The following is an 18,001-nucleotide window of genomic DNA, read 5'->3' as shown; positions in this document are numbered from 1 at the left end:
GGGTATTCACGGGCTTGCTGGTCCACGGCAGCATAAATACATTACGTTCGAAATGTATATTGTGAAAGCGCCATGAACCACCGTGTTTCCCCCAAGGCCGGGGTGCGCCGCACCCATGCCGAGCGCAGCGCCGCCACCCGCCAGCACCTGATTGCCACGGCCATCGACGTGATCCAGCACCGCAGCCTGGAGGAGATGTCCATCCACGAGCTGGCCAAGTCGGCGGGCATGACCTCGGGCGCAGTGCAGCACCACTTCGAGTCGAAGGCGGTGCTGATGATGAATGTGCTGAGCGAGCTGATCGAGTCCACCGTGCGTTCGGGCGAACTCTGGCCCAGCCCCGCGCTGCCCGCGCGCGAACGGGCCGCGAAGTTTGTGCAGGCGGTGTGGAGCCTGGTCTATGCGCAGCCGCGCTTCATCGTGGCCTGGAACATCTACCTGGGCTGCCGCAACCAGCCCGAGGTGCTGGGCCACATCGCCGAGCTGCGCCAGAGTGTGCAGGCGCGCATGCACGAAGGCTTCTTCACGGCCTTCCCCGAGCTGGCGGCAGAACCCGACCGCGATGGCCTGCTGGGCTTGGTGCTGTCGTCGTTGCGCGGGCTGGGGATGCTGCAGCTGTTTGCGCCCGCACAGCCATCAGCGCCCGATGCCGTCCAGCAGGCGCAGCTGGCCTGCCTGGCCGACTGGATCGCCAACCGGTGCGAGGCCGCAGCAGCCTCTGCGGCCACGCCCGCGAAGGTGCGCACGCGCCGCCGCTGACCCGTCTTTGCCTGCACGCCGCGCCGATCAGGCATCCCTCGCTTAAAACATCACCAGGAGACACACCATGACTTCGGCTTCCATGCGCGCTCCGCGCCTCCTCGCGCTCGCCGCACTCGCTTGCCTGGCCGGTGGCGCCCTGGCGCAGCAGCCGGGCGGCTATCCGACCAAGCCCATCCAGCTCATAGCCCAGCAACCGCCCGGCAGCGGCTCGGACGCGATGACGCGCGTGTGGGCCGACTGCGCTGCGCGCGAGCTGGGCCAGCCCGTGGTGGTGCAGAACAAGCCCGGGGCCAACGGCATCCTGGCCATCAACTACCTCAAGTCCCAGCCGGCCGACGGCTACAGCCTGCTGAGCATCGGCATGTCGCAGATGACGATCACGCCCTATGTCTACAAGCAGCCGCCGTATGACCCGCAACACGACTTTGACGGTGTGGCCGTGCTGGGCACATCGCCCCTGGTGCTGGCCGTGCCGCCCGGCATGGGCATCGCCAGCCTGGCTGACCTGCAGAAGCTGGCGCGGTCCACGCCCGGCGGGATCAACTTTGGCTCACCGGGCAAAGGCAGCCCTGCGCACCTGCTCACCTCGGCGCTGGTGGACAAGCTGGGGGTGCCCGGCACCCATGTGCCCTTTGTGGGTGAGGGCGCGGGCCTGACTGCGCTCATGGGCCAGCAGATCCATGCGATGACGTTGGTGATTGGCACGGCGGCGGCGCAGGTCAAGGCGGGCAAGCTGGTGCCGCTGGCGCTGTTCGGTGCCCAGCGCTCAGCGCTGCTGCCCGATGTGCCCACCATCGCCGAGGCCCTGCCCGCCGCCAGCGACTTGGCGCGGCCTGCATGGATTGCGGTGGTGGCCAAGGCAGGCACCTCGCCCGAGCTGCTGAACCGGCTCAATGCCGTCACCGAAAAATGCCGTGGTGGTGATGCGCAGTACAAGTCCCGCCTGGAAGCCATGAACGTCACACTGACCACTTCCACACCCGGCGATGCCCGCACCTGGGCGGCCCGCGATGCGGCCGTGTGGCGCCCGCTGATCGACAAGCTGGGCCTGGCCACGGAATGAGTGCGAGCACAGCGGCGCCGCTGGTCACGCTGCCCCATGGCGGGCAGCTGCGCGGCCTGTGGGAGCAGGGCGTGCGCGTGTTCCGGGGTGTGCGGTATGCCCAGGCGCCGCGCGGCATTTTGCGCTTTGCGGCCCCGGTGTCAACGCTACCGTGGCCTGGCGTGCGCGATGCCACCGGGTTTGCTCCGATGGCACCGCAGCTGCCCCGCACGGCGCGTGCGGATGCGCCCATGCTGGGGGGCGAGGACTGCCTGGCCGTGAACGTATGGGCCCCGCCTGCCGAGCCCGGCGCCCGCCTGCCCGTGATGGTGTGGGTGCATGGCGGCGGGTTCTTTCGCGGCGCGGCCAGCGAGCCGCTGTACGACGGCGCTTCATTTGCCCGGCAGGGCGTGGTGTTTGTGTCGCTGCAGTACCGCTTGGGCATCGACGGTTTCCTGCATTTCGAGGACGAGGACGAGGCTGGTTCGCGAGGCGGCGCAGCGCCCGCCAATCGCGGCCTGCTGGACTTGTTGGCCGCGCTGCAATGGGTGCGCGAGCACATCTCCGCCTGGGGCGGCGACCCGGCGCAGGTCACGGTGTTCGGCCAGTCGGCCGGTGCGGGCGCACTGGCCTGTGTGCTGGGCATGCCCGCATCGCGTGGGCTGTTGCAGCGCGCCATCTTGCAGAGCCCGAGCGTGGCCTGCCAGACGCTGCAAGAGGCCGCCGCTGCACGCCGCGCCGTGGCTGCGCTGGTGGGGGTGGCGCCCTCCCTGGCTGCGCTGGGTGTGGCAGCCCGGCCTGCCGTGCTGCACGCGGTGCACCGCCTCGCGGCAGACCCGGCCCTGCGGCAGCAACACGGCCTGGGCATCCGCAACTTCTTTCCCCTGCGGCCCGTGGTGGACGGGCAGGTGCTTGTTGCGCCGCCGCTGCAGGCGCTGGCGCAGCAGTGGGCGGCGCACCCGCCAGACTTGCAGGTGCTGGTGGGTTGCAATGCCGAGGAGATGCGCCTGTACCACATGCCGGGCGGCGCGATGGACCGCGTGACCGAGGCGCAGGTGCTGGCTTTTGCGCAGGAGGTGGGTTTGGGCGCGGACGCGGTGCAGGCCCTGCGCGCCACATTGCCGCCCACCCACCCAACGCCCGGCGAGCTGCTGTGTGCCCTGCAGTCCGACTTTTACTACCGCGTGCCCGCCCAGCGCATTGCAGCGCTGGCCAGCCGCTGGGCCCGCAGCGCCCATGCCTACGAATTCGCCTGGCCTTCGCCGCAGTGGCGAGGGCGCCTGGGGGCGGCGCATGGGGTAGAGCTGCCGTTTGTGTTCGGCAACCTCCACACCACCACGGGGCAGGAACTGACAGGGCCCAGGCCACCCACCGCGCTGGCTGCGACCATGCACCAGGGCTGGGTGGCGTTTGCACAAAGGGGCGACCCCGGATGGGCGCCGTACGCGGGCGCGCAACCGCTGGTTCAGCGGTTCGATGTGGCGTCGCCTGCGTATGCGCCCCACCCGGAGCCTGTGCGGCTCTCGCTGTGGGACGGTTTTCTTTAACAAAGTAGCCGCCGAGGTGGCTGCAGAGGTAGATGCCGGAGCGGTGGCTCGCTACACTGGTTTGGCGTCTTTCTGACGACTTCAAACAGAGGGGGTTGCCATGGCTTCAGCCAATGTGGGGGATTGCCTGTCGGGTGCCTGGGGCATCTTCAAGAACAACGCCATCACCCATGTGGTGTGCACCTTGCTGGTGATGGTGGTGGCCAGCATCAGCGCGGGCCTGCTGGCCGGGCCCATGGTGGTGGGCTATATGCGCATGATCGATCGCGAGACGCGCGGTGAGGCGGTGCAGATCGGCGACATCTTCCGGGGTTTTGACGACTTTGTGCCCGCGTTCGTGGCCGGGCTCATCAGCTCGCTGGTGGTGTCGCTGGGCTTCATGCTGTGTTTCATCCCCGGCCTGCTGGTCATGGCGCTGCCCCCGGTGGCGCTGTTCCTCGTGGCGCGCGGCGAGCGCGATGGTGTGGCTGCCTTCAATCAGGCCTGGAGCATCGTGACGAAGAACCTGGGCTCGGCGTTCTTTTGCTCGCTGGTGCTGGGCATCGTGGGTTCGCTGGGCTTTTTGCTCTGCGGGGTGGGCGCGTTGCTGACGCTGCCGCTGTCCACCATCGGCTCCTACTACATGGCGCGCCAGCTGGTGGGCGATGAACCGGTGGCGCTCCCTCCCCTCTGACCCCGGCCCTGTAGTGGTGCCGGTGACCAGATCGCCCGCCTGGCAGCCGCTGGACGGGAACGCTCGGCGGCTGCGGCTGGCGTTCGGCCTGGGCTGGCCGCTGGCCATGGCCGCCACGCCCTGGTGGCTGGGGCAGGGCGGGCTGGGCCTGGGCTGCGGGTTCCGCGCGCTGACGGGCATGCCCTGCCCGCTGTGTGGCGGCACACATGCGTGTGCGGCCCTGGTCCAGGGCGATTGGGCGGCCGCCTGGGCCGCCAACCCGGGCGCGGTGCTGTTGCTGGTGTGGCTGGTGCTGCTGGCGGGCCAGGCGGTGGTGGAAGGCACGCTGGGCCACCGCCGCACGGTGCGCTGGCCGTGGTGGCATCCGGCAGTGCTGGTGGCGGTGGGCGGCGGATTGCTGCTGCCCTGGCTGCTGCGCCTCGCGGGGCTCGCGTAGCCGGGTGCGCAGCCTTCTTTCTCTCTCTCTATTCCCTTCCAGCTTTTCGGGCACGCGCGTGCACCGCTTGTGATGTGCACGCACCACTTGCTTGCAAAGTGGCGTATCCGTGGTGCCAGGGAACCGCCCGGTGCACAGCATCCGTGCGCCAGACTGGTGCATTCTGCTTGTATACCAGTTGGCACGGAACCTGCGTAACCGCAGGCAATGACCACCGCCACCGAGATCAGCAACCGCATCATCGAAGCCGTGATGGCGCAAAAACTCGCGCCCGGCTCCCGCCTGGGCGAGCAGCAACTGGCCATGCTGTTCGACTGCAGTCGCACCATCGTGCGCGAGGCGCTCACGCGGCTGGCCACGCGGGGCATCGTCACCGTCAGCGCCCGGCGCGGCTGGTACGTGATCGAGCCTTCGCAAGACGAAGCGCGCGAGGCCTTCGAGGCGCGCCGCGTGATCGAACTGGGCTTGCTGCACCAGCTCAAGGTGGTGGACAAGGCCGCGTTGCGCCAGCTCAAAAGCCATCTGCAGCGCGAAAAGGCCGCGCTGGCGGGCACTGATGTGGGCATGCGCAGTTTTCTATTGGGCGACTTCCACGTGTGCCTGGCCGAATGCCTGGGCAACAGCCTGCTGGCCGACACGCTGCGCGACTTCACGGCGCGCACCACGCTCATCGCCATGCTCTACCAGTCGTCGCACGATGCGGCGCAGAGCTGCGCCGACCACGTGCGCATCGTCGAGGCGCTGGAGGCAGGCGACATTGCCCGCGCCGAAGCGCTGATGTCCGAACACATCGGCACGGTGCAGTCGGCCCTGCGCCTGCAGGCCAGCAGCGACCCCCTGGCGGGGCTGCGCGACGCACTGGCGCCGGTGCGCAAGAGCCCTGCACAAGCCACCCCACCAGCCCGCGCGCGCAAGCCCCGCGCTGCCCCCAAGAGTTCCACCCCCCCAGCGTCTGACCCAGACGCGCCTGCCGACGCATCCACCTACCTAGGAGCCCTGCTATGACCACCGTCCGCACCGTCACCTCGTCCACCCGCCGCCTGACCCTGGGCGTGTTCGCCGCCGCAGGCCTGTCTGCCGCCCTGATGGCGCCTGCCGCCCACGCGCAGAACGCGCTGGACAACATCCTCAAGGCCAAGGAAATCAAGATTGCCATTCCCACCGACTACCCGCCCTACGGCTTTGTCGGCACGGACCTCAAGCCCCAGGGCCTGGATGTCGAGATGGCCAATTACATCGCCACCAAGCTGGGCGTGAAGGTCGAGCTGATCCCCGTGACCAGCGCCAACCGCATCCCGTACCTGCAAACGCAGAAGGCCGACCTCGTCATCTCCACGCTGGGCAAGAACCCCGAGCGCGAAAAGGTGATCGACTTCACTGCGGCCTATGCGCCGTTCTTCCAGGCCGTGTTTGCCAGCAAGAGCCTGAACATCAAGAGTTTTGCCGACCTCGCGGGCAAGAGCGTGGCCGTGACGCGTGGCGCCATGGAAGACCAGGAACTGGCCAAGGTCGCCCCCCCCGGCGTGGACGTGAAACGCTTTGAAGACCATGCCGCCAGCATCTCGGCCTTCGTGTCGGGCCAGACGCAGGCGATTGCCACCAGCGCCTCCACGGCGGGCACCATCATGGTCAAGAACCCCAATCTGCAGACCGAATACAAGCTGCTGCTGAAAGACAGCCCCAACTTCATCGGCGTGGCCAAGGGCGAGGACAAGCTGCGCCTGCGTGTGAACGAAATCATTGCCGAGGCGCGCAAATCCGGCGACATCGACAAGATGTCCAGCAAGTGGCTGGGCCGCCCTGCGGGCGATCTGCCCCTGTGATGCTGCGTACAGGATGAATTGCTGAAACCCAAGGGCCTGCGGCGCGACAAGCGGCGCAGGGCACAAGCATGCTGATTGCGCTCGATTTTTCTGCCGTCCTCGCGTCGTGGCCTTTGCTGGTGCGTGGCGTGGCCTGGACCATCGGCCTCACCATTGTGGGCACCGTGCTGGGCCTGCTGCTGGGCACGGTCTGCGCCTGGGCGCGTGCGCGCAACCTGGGCCACCGGCCCACTGCGCTGCGCTGGGCCGTGGCCAGCTATGTGGAGCTGGTGCGCAACACGCCTTTCATCGTGCAGCTGTTTTTCCTGTTCTTCGGGCTGCCCGCGCTGGGGCTCAAGCTCTCGCCCGAGTTTGCCTCGGTGCTGGCCATGGTGATCAACCTGGGCGCGTATTCCGCCGAGATCATCCGCGCAGGCATCGAGGCCACGCCACGCGGCCAGATGGAAGCCGCGCACAGTCTGGCGCTGACGCCGGGCCAGACCTTCCGGCGCGTGGTGCTGCCGCCCGCGCTGCAAAAGGTGTGGCCCGCCATGGTCAGCCAGATCATCATCGTGATGCTGGGCTCGGCCGTGTGCGGGCAGATCTCCACGCCCGAGCTGAGCTACGCCGCCAACCTGATCTCCAGCAACACCTTCCGCGCTTTCGAGGCCTTCATCCTGGCCACTGCCGTGTACCTGGTGCTGTCCATGCTCACCCGCCGCCTGCTGATGTGGGTGGGCGCACGTTTCTTGGTCGGGAGGTAAGCCGCCATGGTCGAGTTCTCTCTGTGGGACATCCTGCGCAACCTGCTGCTGGCAGCGCGCTGGACGGTATCCCTGTCCCTCATCGCCTTCATCGGTGGCGGCCTGGTGGGCCTGCTGCTGCTGGTGCTGCGCCTGTCCAAGGTGCGTGGCTCCGAGCGTTTGATCGGTGCCTATGTGCAGGTGTTCCAGGGCACGCCGCTGCTCATGCAGCTGTTCCTGGCGTATTTCGGCATTGCGCTTTTTGGCATCAAGACCTCACCATGGACGGCCGCGGCCGTGGCGCTGACGCTCTACACCAGCGCCTACCTCACCGAGATCTGGCGCGGCTGTGTGGCCTCCATCCCCAAGGGCCAGTGGGAGGCCGCGCAGAGCCTGGCACTCAACTTTGGCGAGCAGCTGCGCCATGTGGTGCTGCCGCAGGCGCTGCGCATTGCGGTGCCGCCCACGGTGGGTTTTCTGGTGCAGGTGATCAAGGGTACGGCGCTGGCTTCGGTGATTGGTTTTGTCGAGCTGACCAAGGCGGGCAGCATGATCTCCAACGCCACCTACCAGCCCTTCCTCGTCTACGCCTGTGTCGCCCTGCTGTATTTTGTTTTGTGCTTTCCGGTAAGCCTGGTGGCGCAATCGCTTGAAAGGAAACTCCATGGCAACCGCCGCTGAAGCCACCACGGCTACCCCCACTCCCGCCCATGATGGCATCGTGGTGAGCGATCCACCCATCGTGGACATCACGGCCCTGCGCAAGTCTTACGGCACCAACGAGGTGCTCAAAGGCATCGACCTCAAAGTGCAAAAGGGCGAGGTGATTGCCATCATCGGAAAAAGTGGCTCGGGCAAGAGCACGCTGCTGCGCTGCGTGAACGGGCTGGAGGTTTTTCAGGAAGGCGCTCTGAGCGTCAACGGCAAGAAGCTCATGCACGACAGCCCCACTGCGATGCGGGAGTTGCGCCAGCAGGTGGGCATGATCTTTCAGAGCTTCAACCTGTTCCCGCACCTGAGCGTGGGCCGCAACATCATGCTGGCCCCCACGCTGGTGAAGGCACGGGATGCCAAGACGGCAGAAGCGCAGGCGCGCAAGCTGCTCGAACGTGTGGGTCTGGCCGAAAAGTTTGACGCCATGCCCGATCAGCTCTCGGGCGGGCAGCAGCAGCGCGTGGCCATTGCGCGCGCGCTGGCCATGGAGCCGCAGGTGCTGCTGTGCGACGAAATCACCTCGGCGCTGGACCCGGAACTCGTGGGCGAGGTGCTGCGCGTGGTGGAGTCGCTGGCACTTGAAGGCATGACACTGATGATGGTCACACACGAGATGGCGTTTGCCCGCAAGGTGAGTGACCGCGTGATCTTCATGCACCAGGGCCGTGTGCATGAAACAGGTGCGCCCGCCGAGCTGTTTGGCAACCCGCAGACGCCGGAGCTGCAGCAGTTCCTGTCGTCGCTGCACGACTGACCCAAAACAAAGCCCGCCTGCGGTCTGGAGAGTTCCAGGGCAGGCGGGTCCGCAGGCCCCAATGGCCCGCTACTTCCCAGAGGCCACCCGGAGGCTGGTACCGTGCCAGGTCCAGGCGCCTCACAAAAAAATCAGGACAGAAGGCCCTTCTCGAATTCTGAGGGTGACAGTGCGCCGCTCTGGTCCTTGTCCAGTTCCTTGAAGCGCTGGCTGATGGCCGGCAGCTGGGTCGCTTCTTTCTCGGTCAGCTGGCCGTCCTTGTCGAGGTCTGCGCGGTTGAATGCCGTGATGGCCGCCCTCGATGGGTTGCCGGTGCCGGGGCCATACGAATATTTGGAGTCCGCCTGGGGTGCCGTTTTACTGGCTGGGGCGGGCTGGGGGGATGCCGAAGTGGTCTGTGCTTGCAATGCGCCCGCGCCGCCCAGGGAAATGGCGGCGAAAAGCATCACGCTGCGCGTGTCGAACGAATAGGTGCGTCGTTGCAGTGCTTTCATGGAAGCTAAGCTCCTTCGAAGTTGAACAGGGTTGCATTGCACCGCAGCACGGTGGTGAAGGCCAGCACTCTTGCCTGCTGTTGCCCAGGTCAACATTTCCCAGCGTGGTGTAACCCGGCAGTACCGGCACATGTAGTTTTTGCGGGTGGATGTAGCCAGAAGTAGCTCGCAGGTTGCCTGCAGCCCTGGCATCGGAGAGAGAGGCTTGGGGCGGCATGCCCCACGGTGGCACTTGAGCGCAGGATGACCGGCAGGCCCGTGTACGTCCTACAAGCGACGGGCGTGCGCGCCAAAACAATGAATCCAAGCAATTCGCTTGTTCTGGTGTTTTATCGAAGGAGCCTTTCATGCAAAAGCAAACCATCCTCGCCGCCCTGGCCACACTGGCGTGCACCGCCGCCTTGGCACAAGCCCCCGCCAATGTCACCGCGCGTCCGCCTGCAGAAGTCAACCCCACCGCATCGGGCGGCGCTGCGGCTGCCAATGCCCAGAACAAGGTGGACATGCGCAGCAGCCAGAGCAGCGCAGCACCCGCCAACCCCACCGCGGGTGACGGCCGTGCCGCCCCTGTGGCCGAAATCAACCCCAGTGCAGCAGGCGGCAAGGCCGCAGCCACCGCACAGACGCGTGTCAATGCACGCTTGATGGACAGCAATGGCGACGGGATGGTGTCGCGCAAGGAGTGGGACACCTACCATGCGAACGCCTGGAACACCCTGCAGCCCACGAACACGGGCGTATCCACCGCTGACATTGACAAGCTCAACCGCACCCCCATGACCCACTGATCGGGCCGTGCGTAGCCAACGGGTTCGAACCAACGCCCCTGCATGTGATGGCAGGGGCGTTGGTCTGTCTGGGCAGCGCGTGGCACGGTGAAGCCACATCGCAATGTGGCTTCTTGTGCGGAGAGCAGGGTGGTAGGCCCCCTCTCACCGCAGTGGACCTGGGTGGCGGAGAATCTGCGAATTCTTCCACCGCATGCGGCGCCCCTGCCACCTGCGCTCCACCTTACCGAGGCACCCCATGGGCAACCGACTCACACAGATCGCCACGCGCACCGGCGACGCCGGTACCACCGGACTGGGCAACAACCAACGCGTTTCCAAAAACAGCCTGCGCATCCATGCTCTGGGCGACGTGGACGAACTCAACTCCCACATCGGCCTGCTGCTGTGCGAGCGCGTTCCCGCCGATGTGCGCGAGCTGCTTGTCGAGGTACAGCACCAGCTGTTCAACCTGGGGGGCGAGCTGTCGATTCCCGGCTACGAACTGCTCAAGGCCGAGGCGGTGCTGGCGCTCGATGAGGCGTTGGCCCACCACAACGCGGCGCTGCCCCGGTTGCAGGAGTTCATCCTTCCCGCAGGCACCCGCGCCGCCGCGCAAGCCCATGTCTGCCGCACCGTGGCGCGCCGCGCGGAGCGTGTGGTGGTGGCGCTGGGCAACGAAGAGGCCATCAACGACGCACCCCGGCAGTACCTCAACCGCCTGTCCGACCTGATGTTCGTGCTCGCCCGCGTGCTCAACCGCATGGACGGTGGCGATGACGTGTACTGGAAAAGCGAGCGTCTGGCGCAACAGAATGCTACTGAATAGATAGCTGCTTGCGCTTGATGGTCGTGCGGTAGCGGCCAATTTTCCTCATATTTTCACTGCCTTTTGCAACTGGCGCGCGCCAGGCCAGGGCAGCCGAGCAAGGGCCGCCCCGCAGCGAGGGCTGCGTCCCCCTTCCCGAATCGCGCCTGCGATTCGAGAGAAGGGGGAAGGCACGCAGTGCCTCAGGGGGATGTACCTTATCTCGGTGCCAGGATCGCCATCGTCAGCCGCGACACGCAGGTCAGCTCACCCGCTTCGTTGTGCATATCGATGTGCCACACATGCGTGGTGCGGCCAATGTGCACGGGCCGTGCCGTCCCGGTCACCCAGCCGCTGGTGGCAGAGCGCAGGTGGTTGGCGTTGATGTCCAGGCCCACGGCGCGGTAGCCCTCGGGCAGGGTGTAGTAGGCGCCGGTGGAGCCCAGCGACTCGGCCAGCACCACGCTGACCCCGCCGTGCAGCAGGCGAAAGGGTTGCACGGTGCGGTGGTCCACGGGCACCCGTGCACGCAGAAAATCGTCACCCACCTCGACAAATTCAATGCCCAGGTGCTCTACGGCGGTGTTGCGGTTGGCGGCCTCCAGCAGGGCCAGGTCGATGGGTTTTTTCCAGATGGGCATGGTGTTCAACGGGCGTCAGAGCCGGGTCAGTACGAGCCGCGATTGTGCCTATGGCCCGCGGTGAGCAGGTGGAGCTTCCTATGTACGCTCTCAGCTTTGCTGTATGCCCTCTGTCAGTGCGCTCACTACGCAAGCGGCGTTACCAGGGGCGGCCGATGACAAAACGCACGGGTTGGCGCACGGTCTCCATGTCTTCGTACAGCTCGGCCTGCAGTTCGCCGCGGGTAAAGGCTGTGTCGATATTCCACGTTTGCTGGTGTTCGTTGTTCATACGCGCCCATGCGCCGCGCTCGGCTTGCACCACTTGGCCGGAGGAGAGCTTGAAGGACAGTGTCTTGATGCGCAGCAGCGTGTCATTGCCCTGGAACTGGACGCTCTTTCCCTCCACCTTGAACTGCTTGATGTCTACCCCGCCCAGCTTGATGGGGCCTGGGCGGTCCGGGTCGAAAGCCTGGGCCGTTTTTGTGGTCCGCTTGGCCACGCTGAGGGGGACCGTCCCTTCGAAGATCAGTCCGGTCACCGCCTTGTCGGGCAGCCGGTTGAGGGTCAGTGCGAAGCTGCGTGAGCGAGCGTCGGTTGAAAATTTCGGAAAGCTGGCGATGTCCGCCTGACCCAGGCTCTGGGTGTTTTTGTCGGGGAACACCGCCGTCACTCGCACGTCGCCTTTGTCAAAGAACGAGTTCGTCCACTCGGTGAAAAGACCGGAGCGCGTGGTGGCAATAGCGTTGACCTCCACCTTTTCCATGTCGCCGGTGGCAGCAAACGGAACCAGATTTTTGTCTCTGCCAGGAGGGGCCTCGATAAAAGTCACGCCCAGGATTTTTACGTCAATGGGAGTCTGCGCATACGCCTGAAAGCTGCACGCCACCAGGGCGGCCCCAATCATCCGAGGCAAGGTCAACAATGCGAGATTTTTCATGCAATCGATCACTGAAGATGGTCGTGGCCTCGGCGGTGACACACCACAGAGGCTTGTGTGGAGCCGAAGTTTCTCCCTCTCTTCGGCCGGGGCATTGTGCAGTATGCGCAGCGGATAGATGCTGTGCATGCAGAAGCAATTGCCAGACAACAACCCTCTATAGTCGGTCCAAGGAAAGGGCGTTACAGACGCCTAGCACAGCTGACACGGCATGGTTCGGACGATCAATCCTCAGCCCACAAACTTGCCGTTGGCGCCCATCACCCCCAGGTCCAGAAAGCGCGAGCCCACATACGGCGCGCCGCCGGCGTAGTCGATGGACAGGCCACCCAGGTCGCTGCTGCGGATACCGGCCAGTGCGCTGCGCAACTTGGCGCGGGTGAGCTCACGTCCGGCGCGTTCCAGGCCTTCGGTGAGCACGCGGGCATTCACATAGCCTTCAAAGCTGCGGGCCGAAAACTCCTGGTAGCCCAGCGCGCGCATGGCCTTCTGGTAGTCGCGCACCACGGCCACACTCGTGCGGGCCGCGTCGGGCAGCACCATCGACAGCGCAATGCCCGAGGCCTTGCCGCCCAGCTGGCGCAGGTTGTCGCCCGACAGCGCCACGCTGGTGGCGGCCAGCGGCGTGCTGGACGACACCTTCTTGAACTCGTTGACCAGTGTGGCGGTAACGTCACCTGCGGTTCCGAGAAGCACAGCGGCGGCCTTGGCGGCCACGGCCTTGCCCACCACATCGGGCACCTGCGCGCCCTGTGCATCCAGCTTGAAAGCCTTGGGTGCTGGTTGCTTGGCGGCGGCCATGGCCTTGTTCACGTCCGCCAGAAACTCGCGGCCAAACGCCGTGTCTTGGTACACGATGGCCAGGTCGTTCATGCCCATGGACACCAGCTTTTGCGTCAGGCGCTGGGCTTCGTCGGCGTAGCTGGCGCGCACGTGGAACACCGAGCGGTACTCGGCCTTGCGCAGCGACGTGGCACCGCTCTGTGGGGCCACATAGGGGATCTGCGCCTCGTCCACCAGCGGCAGGATGCGCTGGTTGTTGGCCGTGCCCATGCAGGAGATCAGCGAGACCACGTTGGCGTCGGCAATCAGCTTTCGCACGTTGTCTTCGGAGCGCGCGGCGTCGTAGCCGTCGTCCAGTGCCAGCAGCTTGATCTCGCGGCCATGGATGCCCTTGGCGTTGGCCTGCGCAATGCCTGCGTCCAGCCCTTGTTTCAATTCCTTGCCCAGGCTGGCCAGTGCGCCGGTGGTGCCCAGCGAGCAGCCAATGGTCACGCTCTTGGCGTCCATGGGGTCCTGCACGCCCACGGCGCGCGAAGAGGTGGCAAGCAGCAGGCCGGTGCTTGCGGCCACAAGGGATTGGGTGAACTGACGGCGTTGCATGGTCAAAAAAACTCGCAGGCAAAAAAGCCACCAGCCCCGGATGGGGGCTGGTGGAGGGTGGACTGGGGGAGGTCGATAGACCTAGGGTTAACCCTGATTTTATCTGCCCAGGCTGGCAATTGGCTGTCAAAGGCCTGGCAGGCCTGGGGGTGTCCTCTTTACACCGTGCTGCCAGGGCCCGCTGGCGCGCGCATGCTGCCCGTCTCCACATACCGCTGGTGCCACGACAACGCCTCGTTCAGCAGGTGCGGTGTGTGCTGGCCCACGGCGCCCCGCTTGGCGCGGGCCACGTAGTCGTGCAGCGCAGGGCGGAAGTCGGGGTGCACGCAGCGGTCGATGATGATCTGCGCCCGTTGCGAGGGCGAGTGCCCACGCAGGTCGGCCAAACCCTGCTCGGTCACAAGGATCTGCACATCGTGCTCGGTGTGGTCCACATGCGAGGCCATGGGCACGATGCAGGAGATGCTGCCGTTCTTGGCCAGCGACGGCGTCATGAAGATCGACAGGTAGGCATTGCGCGCAAAGTCGCCCGAGCCGCCGATACCGTTCATGATGGCGGAGCCCATGATGTGGGTCGAGTTCACGTTGCCGTAGATGTCGGCCTCGATCATGCCGTTCATCGCGATCAGGCCCATGCGGCGGATCAGCTCGGGGTGGTTGCTGATCTCCTGCGGGCGCAGCACGATGCGCTGCTTGTAATAGTCGATGCGCTCGTTGAAGTCCTGCATGGCCGCAGGGCTCAGCGACAGCGCCGTGGCCGATGCGCTCGCCAGCGTGCCCGAGCGCAGCATGTCCAGCATGCCGTCCTGCAGCACCTCGGTGTAGGCCGTGAGGTTCTCGAACGGCCCGTTGTTCAGCCCCGCGAGCACCGCGTTGGCAATGTTGCCCACGCCCGACTGCAGCGGCAGCAGGTCTTTGGGCAGGCGGCCCTTCTTCACCTCGTGCTGCAGGAACTCGATGATGTGGCCTGCGATGCGGTTGGAGGTGTCGTCCGGCGCGGCATACACACTGTTGCGATCGGGCTGGTTGGTCATCACCACCGCGATCACCTTGGACGGGTCGCAGCGCAGGTAGGGTTCGCCGATGCGCTCGTCGGGCCGCGTCATGGGGATGGGCTTGCGGTGCGGCGGCACATCGGTGCCGTAGTAGATGTCGTGCATGCCCTCCAACCCCGGGTGGTGCCATGCGTTCACCTCCAGGATGATTTTGTCGGCCTGGTCCAGCCAGGTCTTGTTGTTGCCCACCGAAGACGAGGGGATCAGCCGCCCGTCGGGCAACACGCCCGCCACCTCGACCACGGCCACATCCAGCTTGCCCAGAAAACCGAACCACACAAACTGCGCCACGTGCGACAGGTGGATGTCCACATACTGCATTTGCCCCGCATTGATCTGGCGGCGCACCGTCGGGTCGGACTGGTAGGGCAGGCGCATCTCGATGCCGTCCACCTGGGCCAGCGCGCCGTCCAGCTCAGGCGCGGTGCTGGCCCCCGTCCACAGACCGATCTTGAAGCCATGGCCCTGCGCGTTCAGGCTTTCGATGCGGCGGGCCAGCGCGCCCGGCACAGCCTTGGGGTAGCCCGCGCCGGTGAATCCGCTCATGCCCACATGGGCGCCGGCAGGGATCAGGGCGGCCGCTTCATCGGCGGACATGGTGCGGGAGAGAAAGTCGGGGTACAGCACCCGATCGGCCAGGGACATGAACAAACTCCGCAAAAAGAAAAAGGCCACCCGCCCGGTGAGCGGATGGCCCTGTGGACAAAACCCAGGATGCTAGCCTTCGTTCCTTACAATTTAAGGGTTAACCCTTACAAATGCGGTCTGACGTCCCCATACCCGCAGATTACGCCGCTTTGCGGTTGAGCAGCGCGTACAGCAGGATCGCCCCGAACGTGGCGGTGCCGATGCCGCCCAGCGCAAACTGGCCGAACTTGAGCGTGAAGTCGCCCGTGCCCAGGATGAGGGTGATGGCCGCCACGATGAGGTTCTTGTTCTGCGAAAAGTCCACCTTGTTGTCCACCCAGATCTTGGCGCCCGCCACCGCGATCAGGCCAAACACCACGATGGACACGCCGCCCATCACCGGCAGCGGAATGGTCTGGATCAGCGCGCCGAACTTGGGGGAAAAGCCCAGCACCAGCGCAAACACGCCCGCCAGCAAGAACACGGCGGTGGAATAGATCTTGGTGGCGGCCATCACACCAATGTTTTCGGCGTAGGTGGTCACGCCTGTGCCGCCTGCAGCGCCGCTCACCATGGTGGCTACGCCGTCGCCAATGAACGCGCGGCCCATGTAGCGGTCCAGGTCCTGGCCCGTCATGGCCGTCACGGCCTTGATGTGGCCCAGGTTCTCGGCCACCAGGATGATGGCCACGGGCGCAATCAGCAGCATGGCATTGGCTTCGAACACCGGCGCAGCAAAGTTGGGCAAACCAAACCATGCGGCGTTGGCCAGTGCGGACAGGTCCATGGGCTTGCCCAGCCCCAGGCCGTTGGTCAGCACCGCGTAGATGATGCTCGCCACGATCAAGCCCACCAGAATCAGCAGGCGCTGCACCATGCCGCGCGTGAGCACGGCCACCAGGCCCACGCTCACAAAGGTCACCACCTGCATCCAGCTGTCAAAGTTGCTGGCCGCCATGTTCTTGATGGGAATGCCCGCGAGGTTCAGCCCGATCACCGCCACCACCGAGCCCGTGACCACGGGCGGCATGAAGCGCTCGATCCAGCCCGTGCCAATGGCCTGCACCAGCGCGCCGATGAGCGTGTAGACCAGGCCACACGCAATGATGCCGCCCAGCGCCACGGCAATGTTGGCGTTGGCCCCTTTGCCCGCGTAGCCCGTGGCCGCAATCACCACGCCAATGAACGCAAAGCTCGACCCCAGGTAGCTGGGCACCTTGCCGCCCGTGACCAGGAAGAAGATCAGCGTGCCCACGCCGCTCATCAAAATCGCCACGTTCGGGTCAAAGCCCATCAGGATGGGCGCCAGCACCGTGGCCCCAAACATCGCAATCACGTGCTGCACCCCCATCACCGCCGTCTGCGGCCAGGGCAGCCGCTCATCGGGCCCAATCACCCCACCTTGTTGCAGCACCTCAGCGCTTTTTGTGCGCCAGTTCATGAATCCCATCTTGTCGGTTCCTTGTTGTTGAGGCGCGAATGCTAGTGGATGGGTGAGGCAATGCCGCGAAGCTGCAACTCTTTCGCCGGGCGCCCGCCGTGCCCCGGGTTAGCATTTGGGCCTACCCCGCTCTGCCCCTTGTGGGCACCGCCGCCATGCACTCTCAGCCGTCCTGCCCCAACTGCCGCCAGCCCATGCAGGCCCACCGGTTCACCAGCAACCAGGGGCACTCGCTGGAGCTGGACATCTGTTTTGCCTGCCAGGGCCTGTGGTTTGACAGGCACGAAAACCTCAAGCTCGCGCCCCAGTCGGTGGTCGAGCTGTTCCGCCTGCTGCACGAACACCGCACCGACCAGCACCAGCCCCTGGCAGAACGCATGGCCTGCCCGCGCTGCAACACCAGCCTGGCCAAAGGTTTTGACGTGGTGCGCAGCGGCCGCTACATGATCTACCGCTGCGCCCGCCTGCATGGCCGCTTCAGCACCTTCTCGTCCTTCATGGTCGAAAAAGGCTTTGTGCGCCACATGACGCGCCCCGAGATCGACGACTTGGCCAAACGCGTGGGCGCCATCTACTGCACCAGCTGCGGCGCCCCCGTGGACATCCGCAAGGACCACGCCTGCCCCTACTGCCGCGCCGCGTTCTCCCTCATCGACCCCGACGCCGTGGTGCGCGCCATGGAAGGCTACGCCAAGGCCAGCAGCGAGCGCACCACCCACGCCACCCCCTCGGTGGACATCGGCGACGCCCTGGTGGCCCTGGAGCGCGACCGCAGCCGCGCCGAGCGCGAGCGGCAAAAGCGCGCGTTCACCAGCGCCAGTGATGCGAGCGACAGCTCATTCACGGGCGACCTGCTGACGGCCGGGGTGGAGTTGGTGTGGGCCTTGATCAACACCAGAAGCCATCACTGAGGGCTTCCAAGGTGGAGCATGACAACGCCTCCCACCACGCACACCAGACCCACTACTTTGATGACACCCACTGGCTCGCCAAACAGCGCCATCCCCACCACGGCTGCGGCCGCCGTGCCGCTGGCCGCCCAGACTGCATAGGTGAGGCCCATGTCGAGCTGGCGCATGGCCACGGCCATGAGCCAGATGGCGAGTGCGTAGCACGCAGCTGCCATGCCTGACGGGAGGAGTCTGGAGAAGCCATCGGAGTACTTGAGCGCGACGGTTCCGGCAACTTCTGCAATGACGCTGGCTGCGACGAGCAGCCAGGCCGATAGGTTTGGATTCATGGGGCACCTTGGCCGAACATGCCCGTTTGTCACTTGTACCGAGTGACACGGGCAGTACGATGAAGCGGTACCCAGATGGTGAAGGGCCGCAGTGTAGCCACGCCCTTGCGATCCATCAAGAACACCCCACGCAGGCTCTGGCGGCCACTTGCG

20 protein-coding genes are annotated in these 18,001 nt (G+C 65.7%); 13 read left to right on the top strand and 7 right to left on the bottom strand.

The features are described from left to right. The first annotated feature begins 72 nt into the window (after positions 1 to 72). The 10 genes from C8C93_RS19595 to C8C93_RS19550 all read left to right on the top strand — a co-directional run bounded on the left by C8C93_RS19595 (position 73) and on the right by C8C93_RS19550 (position 8,473). Positions 73 to 759: a TetR/AcrR family transcriptional regulator gene (locus C8C93_RS19595; RefSeq protein ID WP_121507984.1), complete on the top strand. Its 687-nt coding sequence runs from the start codon at positions 73 to 75 to the stop codon at positions 757 to 759. 67 nt (positions 760 to 826) lie between these two features. Further along, on the top strand, positions 827 to 1,825 hold the full coding sequence (locus tag C8C93_RS19590) for a tripartite tricarboxylate transporter substrate binding protein (RefSeq protein ID WP_121507983.1): 999 nt from the start codon (positions 827 to 829) through the stop codon (positions 1,823 to 1,825). Next, positions 1,822 to 3,351 carry a carboxylesterase/lipase family protein gene (locus tag C8C93_RS19585; RefSeq protein ID WP_121507982.1) on the top strand — a complete coding sequence of 510 codons (1,530 nt, stop codon included), beginning with the start codon at positions 1,822 to 1,824 and terminating at the stop codon, positions 3,349 to 3,351. Before C8C93_RS19590 ends, C8C93_RS19585 begins: the two co-directional genes overlap by 4 nt. A gap of 100 nt (positions 3,352 to 3,451) precedes the next feature. Continuing rightward, complete coding sequence (locus C8C93_RS19580) at positions 3,452 to 4,024, top strand: hypothetical protein (protein WP_121507981.1); 573 nt, start codon at positions 3,452 to 3,454, stop codon at positions 4,022 to 4,024. A gap of 22 nt (positions 4,025 to 4,046) precedes the next feature. Then, on the top strand, positions 4,047 to 4,460 hold the full coding sequence (locus tag C8C93_RS19575) for a DUF2752 domain-containing protein (RefSeq protein ID WP_233559516.1): 414 nt from the start codon (positions 4,047 to 4,049) through the stop codon (positions 4,458 to 4,460). Positions 4,461 to 4,667: 207 nt separating this feature from the next. Next, positions 4,668 to 5,465: a GntR family transcriptional regulator gene (locus tag C8C93_RS19570; RefSeq protein WP_121507979.1), complete on the top strand. Its 798-nt coding sequence runs from the start codon at positions 4,668 to 4,670 to the stop codon at positions 5,463 to 5,465. Then, positions 5,462 to 6,283: a transporter substrate-binding domain-containing protein gene (locus C8C93_RS19565; protein WP_121507978.1), complete on the top strand. Its 822-nt coding sequence runs from the start codon at positions 5,462 to 5,464 to the stop codon at positions 6,281 to 6,283. Before C8C93_RS19570 ends, C8C93_RS19565 begins: the two co-directional genes overlap by 4 nt. A gap of 68 nt (positions 6,284 to 6,351) precedes the next feature. Further along, on the top strand, positions 6,352 to 7,026 hold the full coding sequence (locus tag C8C93_RS19560) for an amino acid ABC transporter permease (RefSeq protein WP_121507977.1): 675 nt from the start codon (positions 6,352 to 6,354) through the stop codon (positions 7,024 to 7,026). 6 nt (positions 7,027 to 7,032) lie between these two features. Continuing rightward, the gene (locus C8C93_RS19555; RefSeq protein ID WP_121507976.1) at positions 7,033 to 7,686 is read left to right on the top strand and encodes an amino acid ABC transporter permease; all 654 of its coding nucleotides are present in this window, start codon (positions 7,033 to 7,035) and stop codon (positions 7,684 to 7,686) included. After that, entirely contained in the window at positions 7,670 to 8,473 is an 804-nt protein-coding gene (locus C8C93_RS19550; RefSeq protein WP_121507975.1) for an amino acid ABC transporter ATP-binding protein, read from the top strand. Before C8C93_RS19555 ends, C8C93_RS19550 begins: the two co-directional genes overlap by 17 nt. Before the next feature lie 131 nt (positions 8,474 to 8,604). On the opposite strand, the gene C8C93_RS19545 is transcribed toward C8C93_RS19550, so the two are convergent. Beyond that, positions 8,605 to 8,967, bottom strand: coding sequence for an EF-hand domain-containing protein (locus tag C8C93_RS19545; protein WP_121507974.1), 363 nt, complete (start codon positions 8,965 to 8,967; stop codon positions 8,605 to 8,607). Positions 8,968 to 9,314: 347 nt separating this feature from the next. Here C8C93_RS19545 and C8C93_RS19540 point away from each other — a divergent pair, with 347 nt between their 5' ends. Both C8C93_RS19540 and C8C93_RS19535 read left to right on the top strand, forming a co-directional pair. After that, a complete protein-coding gene (locus C8C93_RS19540; RefSeq protein WP_121421820.1) occupies positions 9,315 to 9,755 on the top strand; it encodes a hypothetical protein in 441 nt (146 codons plus the stop codon). Between the two features lie 238 nt (positions 9,756 to 9,993). Next, positions 9,994 to 10,563, top strand: coding sequence for a cob(I)yrinic acid a,c-diamide adenosyltransferase (locus C8C93_RS19535; RefSeq protein ID WP_121421821.1), 570 nt, complete (start codon positions 9,994 to 9,996; stop codon positions 10,561 to 10,563). Positions 10,564 to 10,760: 197 nt separating this feature from the next. Here C8C93_RS19535 and C8C93_RS19530 read toward each other — a convergent pair whose 3' ends face one another. The 5 genes from C8C93_RS19530 to C8C93_RS19510 form a co-directional block, all read right to left on the bottom strand. Continuing rightward, positions 10,761 to 11,183, bottom strand: coding sequence for a hotdog fold thioesterase (locus C8C93_RS19530; RefSeq protein WP_055396185.1), 423 nt, complete (start codon positions 11,181 to 11,183; stop codon positions 10,761 to 10,763). Between the two features lie 139 nt (positions 11,184 to 11,322). Then, on the bottom strand, positions 11,323 to 12,231 hold the full coding sequence (locus tag C8C93_RS19525) for a hypothetical protein (RefSeq protein ID WP_147433791.1): 909 nt from the start codon (positions 12,229 to 12,231) through the stop codon (positions 11,323 to 11,325). Between the two features lie 102 nt (positions 12,232 to 12,333). Continuing rightward, positions 12,334 to 13,485: an ABC transporter substrate-binding protein gene (locus C8C93_RS19520; protein WP_055396212.1), complete on the bottom strand. Its 1,152-nt coding sequence runs from the start codon at positions 13,483 to 13,485 to the stop codon at positions 12,334 to 12,336. Between the two features lie 158 nt (positions 13,486 to 13,643). Further along, entirely contained in the window at positions 13,644 to 15,185 is a 1,542-nt protein-coding gene (locus tag C8C93_RS19515) for an acetyl-CoA hydrolase/transferase family protein (protein WP_121508888.1), read from the bottom strand. A gap of 142 nt (positions 15,186 to 15,327) precedes the next feature. Continuing rightward, positions 15,328 to 16,617, bottom strand: a complete 1,290-nt coding sequence (locus C8C93_RS19510) for a solute carrier family 23 protein (RefSeq protein WP_055396189.1) — start codon at positions 16,615 to 16,617, stop codon at positions 15,328 to 15,330. Between the two features lie 146 nt (positions 16,618 to 16,763). Between C8C93_RS19510 and C8C93_RS19505 the strand changes: the two genes are divergently transcribed. Beyond that, positions 16,764 to 17,519 carry a zf-TFIIB domain-containing protein gene (locus C8C93_RS19505; protein WP_121508887.1) on the top strand — a complete coding sequence of 252 codons (756 nt, stop codon included), beginning with the start codon at positions 16,764 to 16,766 and terminating at the stop codon, positions 17,517 to 17,519. Here C8C93_RS19505 and C8C93_RS19500 read toward each other — a convergent pair. Next, on the bottom strand, positions 17,513 to 17,848 hold the full coding sequence (locus C8C93_RS19500; RefSeq protein ID WP_121421825.1) for a multidrug efflux SMR transporter: 336 nt from the start codon (positions 17,846 to 17,848) through the stop codon (positions 17,513 to 17,515). The two genes, C8C93_RS19505 and C8C93_RS19500, sit on opposite strands and share 7 nt — an antisense overlap. Between the last annotated feature and the right edge of the window lie 153 nt (positions 17,849 to 18,001).

Origin of the sequence: Acidovorax sp. 93 (assembly GCF_003633835.1) — a bacterium.
GTDB lineage: Bacteria > Pseudomonadota > Gammaproteobacteria > Burkholderiales > Burkholderiaceae_C > Acidovorax > Acidovorax facilis.
Note: the sequence above shows the minus strand (reverse complement) of the source record. Positions and strands in the feature narration are given on the sequence as shown.

What these genes read in the sequence shown, in the direction of transcription:
- C8C93_RS19595 (WP_121507984.1), top strand. Translation starts at nt 73, where the DNA reads ATGAACCACCGTGTTTCCCCCAAGGCCGGGGTGCGCCGCACCCATGCC.
- C8C93_RS19590 (WP_121507983.1), top strand. Translation starts at nt 827, where the DNA reads ATGACTTCGGCTTCCATGCGCGCTCCGCGCCTCCTCGCGCTCGCCGCA.
- C8C93_RS19585 (WP_121507982.1), top strand. Translation starts at nt 1,822, where the DNA reads ATGAGTGCGAGCACAGCGGCGCCGCTGGTCACGCTGCCCCATGGCGGG.
- C8C93_RS19580 (WP_121507981.1), top strand. Translation starts at nt 3,452, where the DNA reads ATGGCTTCAGCCAATGTGGGGGATTGCCTGTCGGGTGCCTGGGGCATC.
- C8C93_RS19570 (WP_121507979.1), top strand. Translation starts at nt 4,668, where the DNA reads ATGACCACCGCCACCGAGATCAGCAACCGCATCATCGAAGCCGTGATG.
- C8C93_RS19565 (WP_121507978.1), top strand. Translation starts at nt 5,462, where the DNA reads ATGACCACCGTCCGCACCGTCACCTCGTCCACCCGCCGCCTGACCCTG.
- C8C93_RS19560 (WP_121507977.1), top strand. Translation starts at nt 6,352, where the DNA reads ATGCTGATTGCGCTCGATTTTTCTGCCGTCCTCGCGTCGTGGCCTTTG.
- C8C93_RS19555 (WP_121507976.1), top strand. Translation starts at nt 7,033, where the DNA reads ATGGTCGAGTTCTCTCTGTGGGACATCCTGCGCAACCTGCTGCTGGCA.
- C8C93_RS19550 (WP_121507975.1), top strand. Translation starts at nt 7,670, where the DNA reads ATGGCAACCGCCGCTGAAGCCACCACGGCTACCCCCACTCCCGCCCAT.
- C8C93_RS19545 (WP_121507974.1), bottom strand. Translation starts at nt 8,967, where the DNA reads ATGAAAGCACTGCAACGACGCACCTATTCGTTCGACACGCGCAGCGTG.
- C8C93_RS19540 (WP_121421820.1), top strand. Translation starts at nt 9,315, where the DNA reads ATGCAAAAGCAAACCATCCTCGCCGCCCTGGCCACACTGGCGTGCACC.
- C8C93_RS19535 (WP_121421821.1), top strand. Translation starts at nt 9,994, where the DNA reads ATGGGCAACCGACTCACACAGATCGCCACGCGCACCGGCGACGCCGGT.
- C8C93_RS19530 (WP_055396185.1), bottom strand. Translation starts at nt 11,183, where the DNA reads ATGCCCATCTGGAAAAAACCCATCGACCTGGCCCTGCTGGAGGCCGCC.
- C8C93_RS19525 (WP_147433791.1), bottom strand. Translation starts at nt 12,231, where the DNA reads ATGCACAGCATCTATCCGCTGCGCATACTGCACAATGCCCCGGCCGAA.
- C8C93_RS19520 (WP_055396212.1), bottom strand. Translation starts at nt 13,485, where the DNA reads ATGCAACGCCGTCAGTTCACCCAATCCCTTGTGGCCGCAAGCACCGGC.
- C8C93_RS19515 (WP_121508888.1), bottom strand. Translation starts at nt 15,185, where the DNA reads ATGTCCCTGGCCGATCGGGTGCTGTACCCCGACTTTCTCTCCCGCACC.
- C8C93_RS19510 (WP_055396189.1), bottom strand. Translation starts at nt 16,617, where the DNA reads ATGGGATTCATGAACTGGCGCACAAAAAGCGCTGAGGTGCTGCAACAA.
- C8C93_RS19505 (WP_121508887.1), top strand. Translation starts at nt 16,764, where the DNA reads ATGCACTCTCAGCCGTCCTGCCCCAACTGCCGCCAGCCCATGCAGGCC.
- C8C93_RS19500 (WP_121421825.1), bottom strand. Translation starts at nt 17,848, where the DNA reads ATGAATCCAAACCTATCGGCCTGGCTGCTCGTCGCAGCCAGCGTCATT.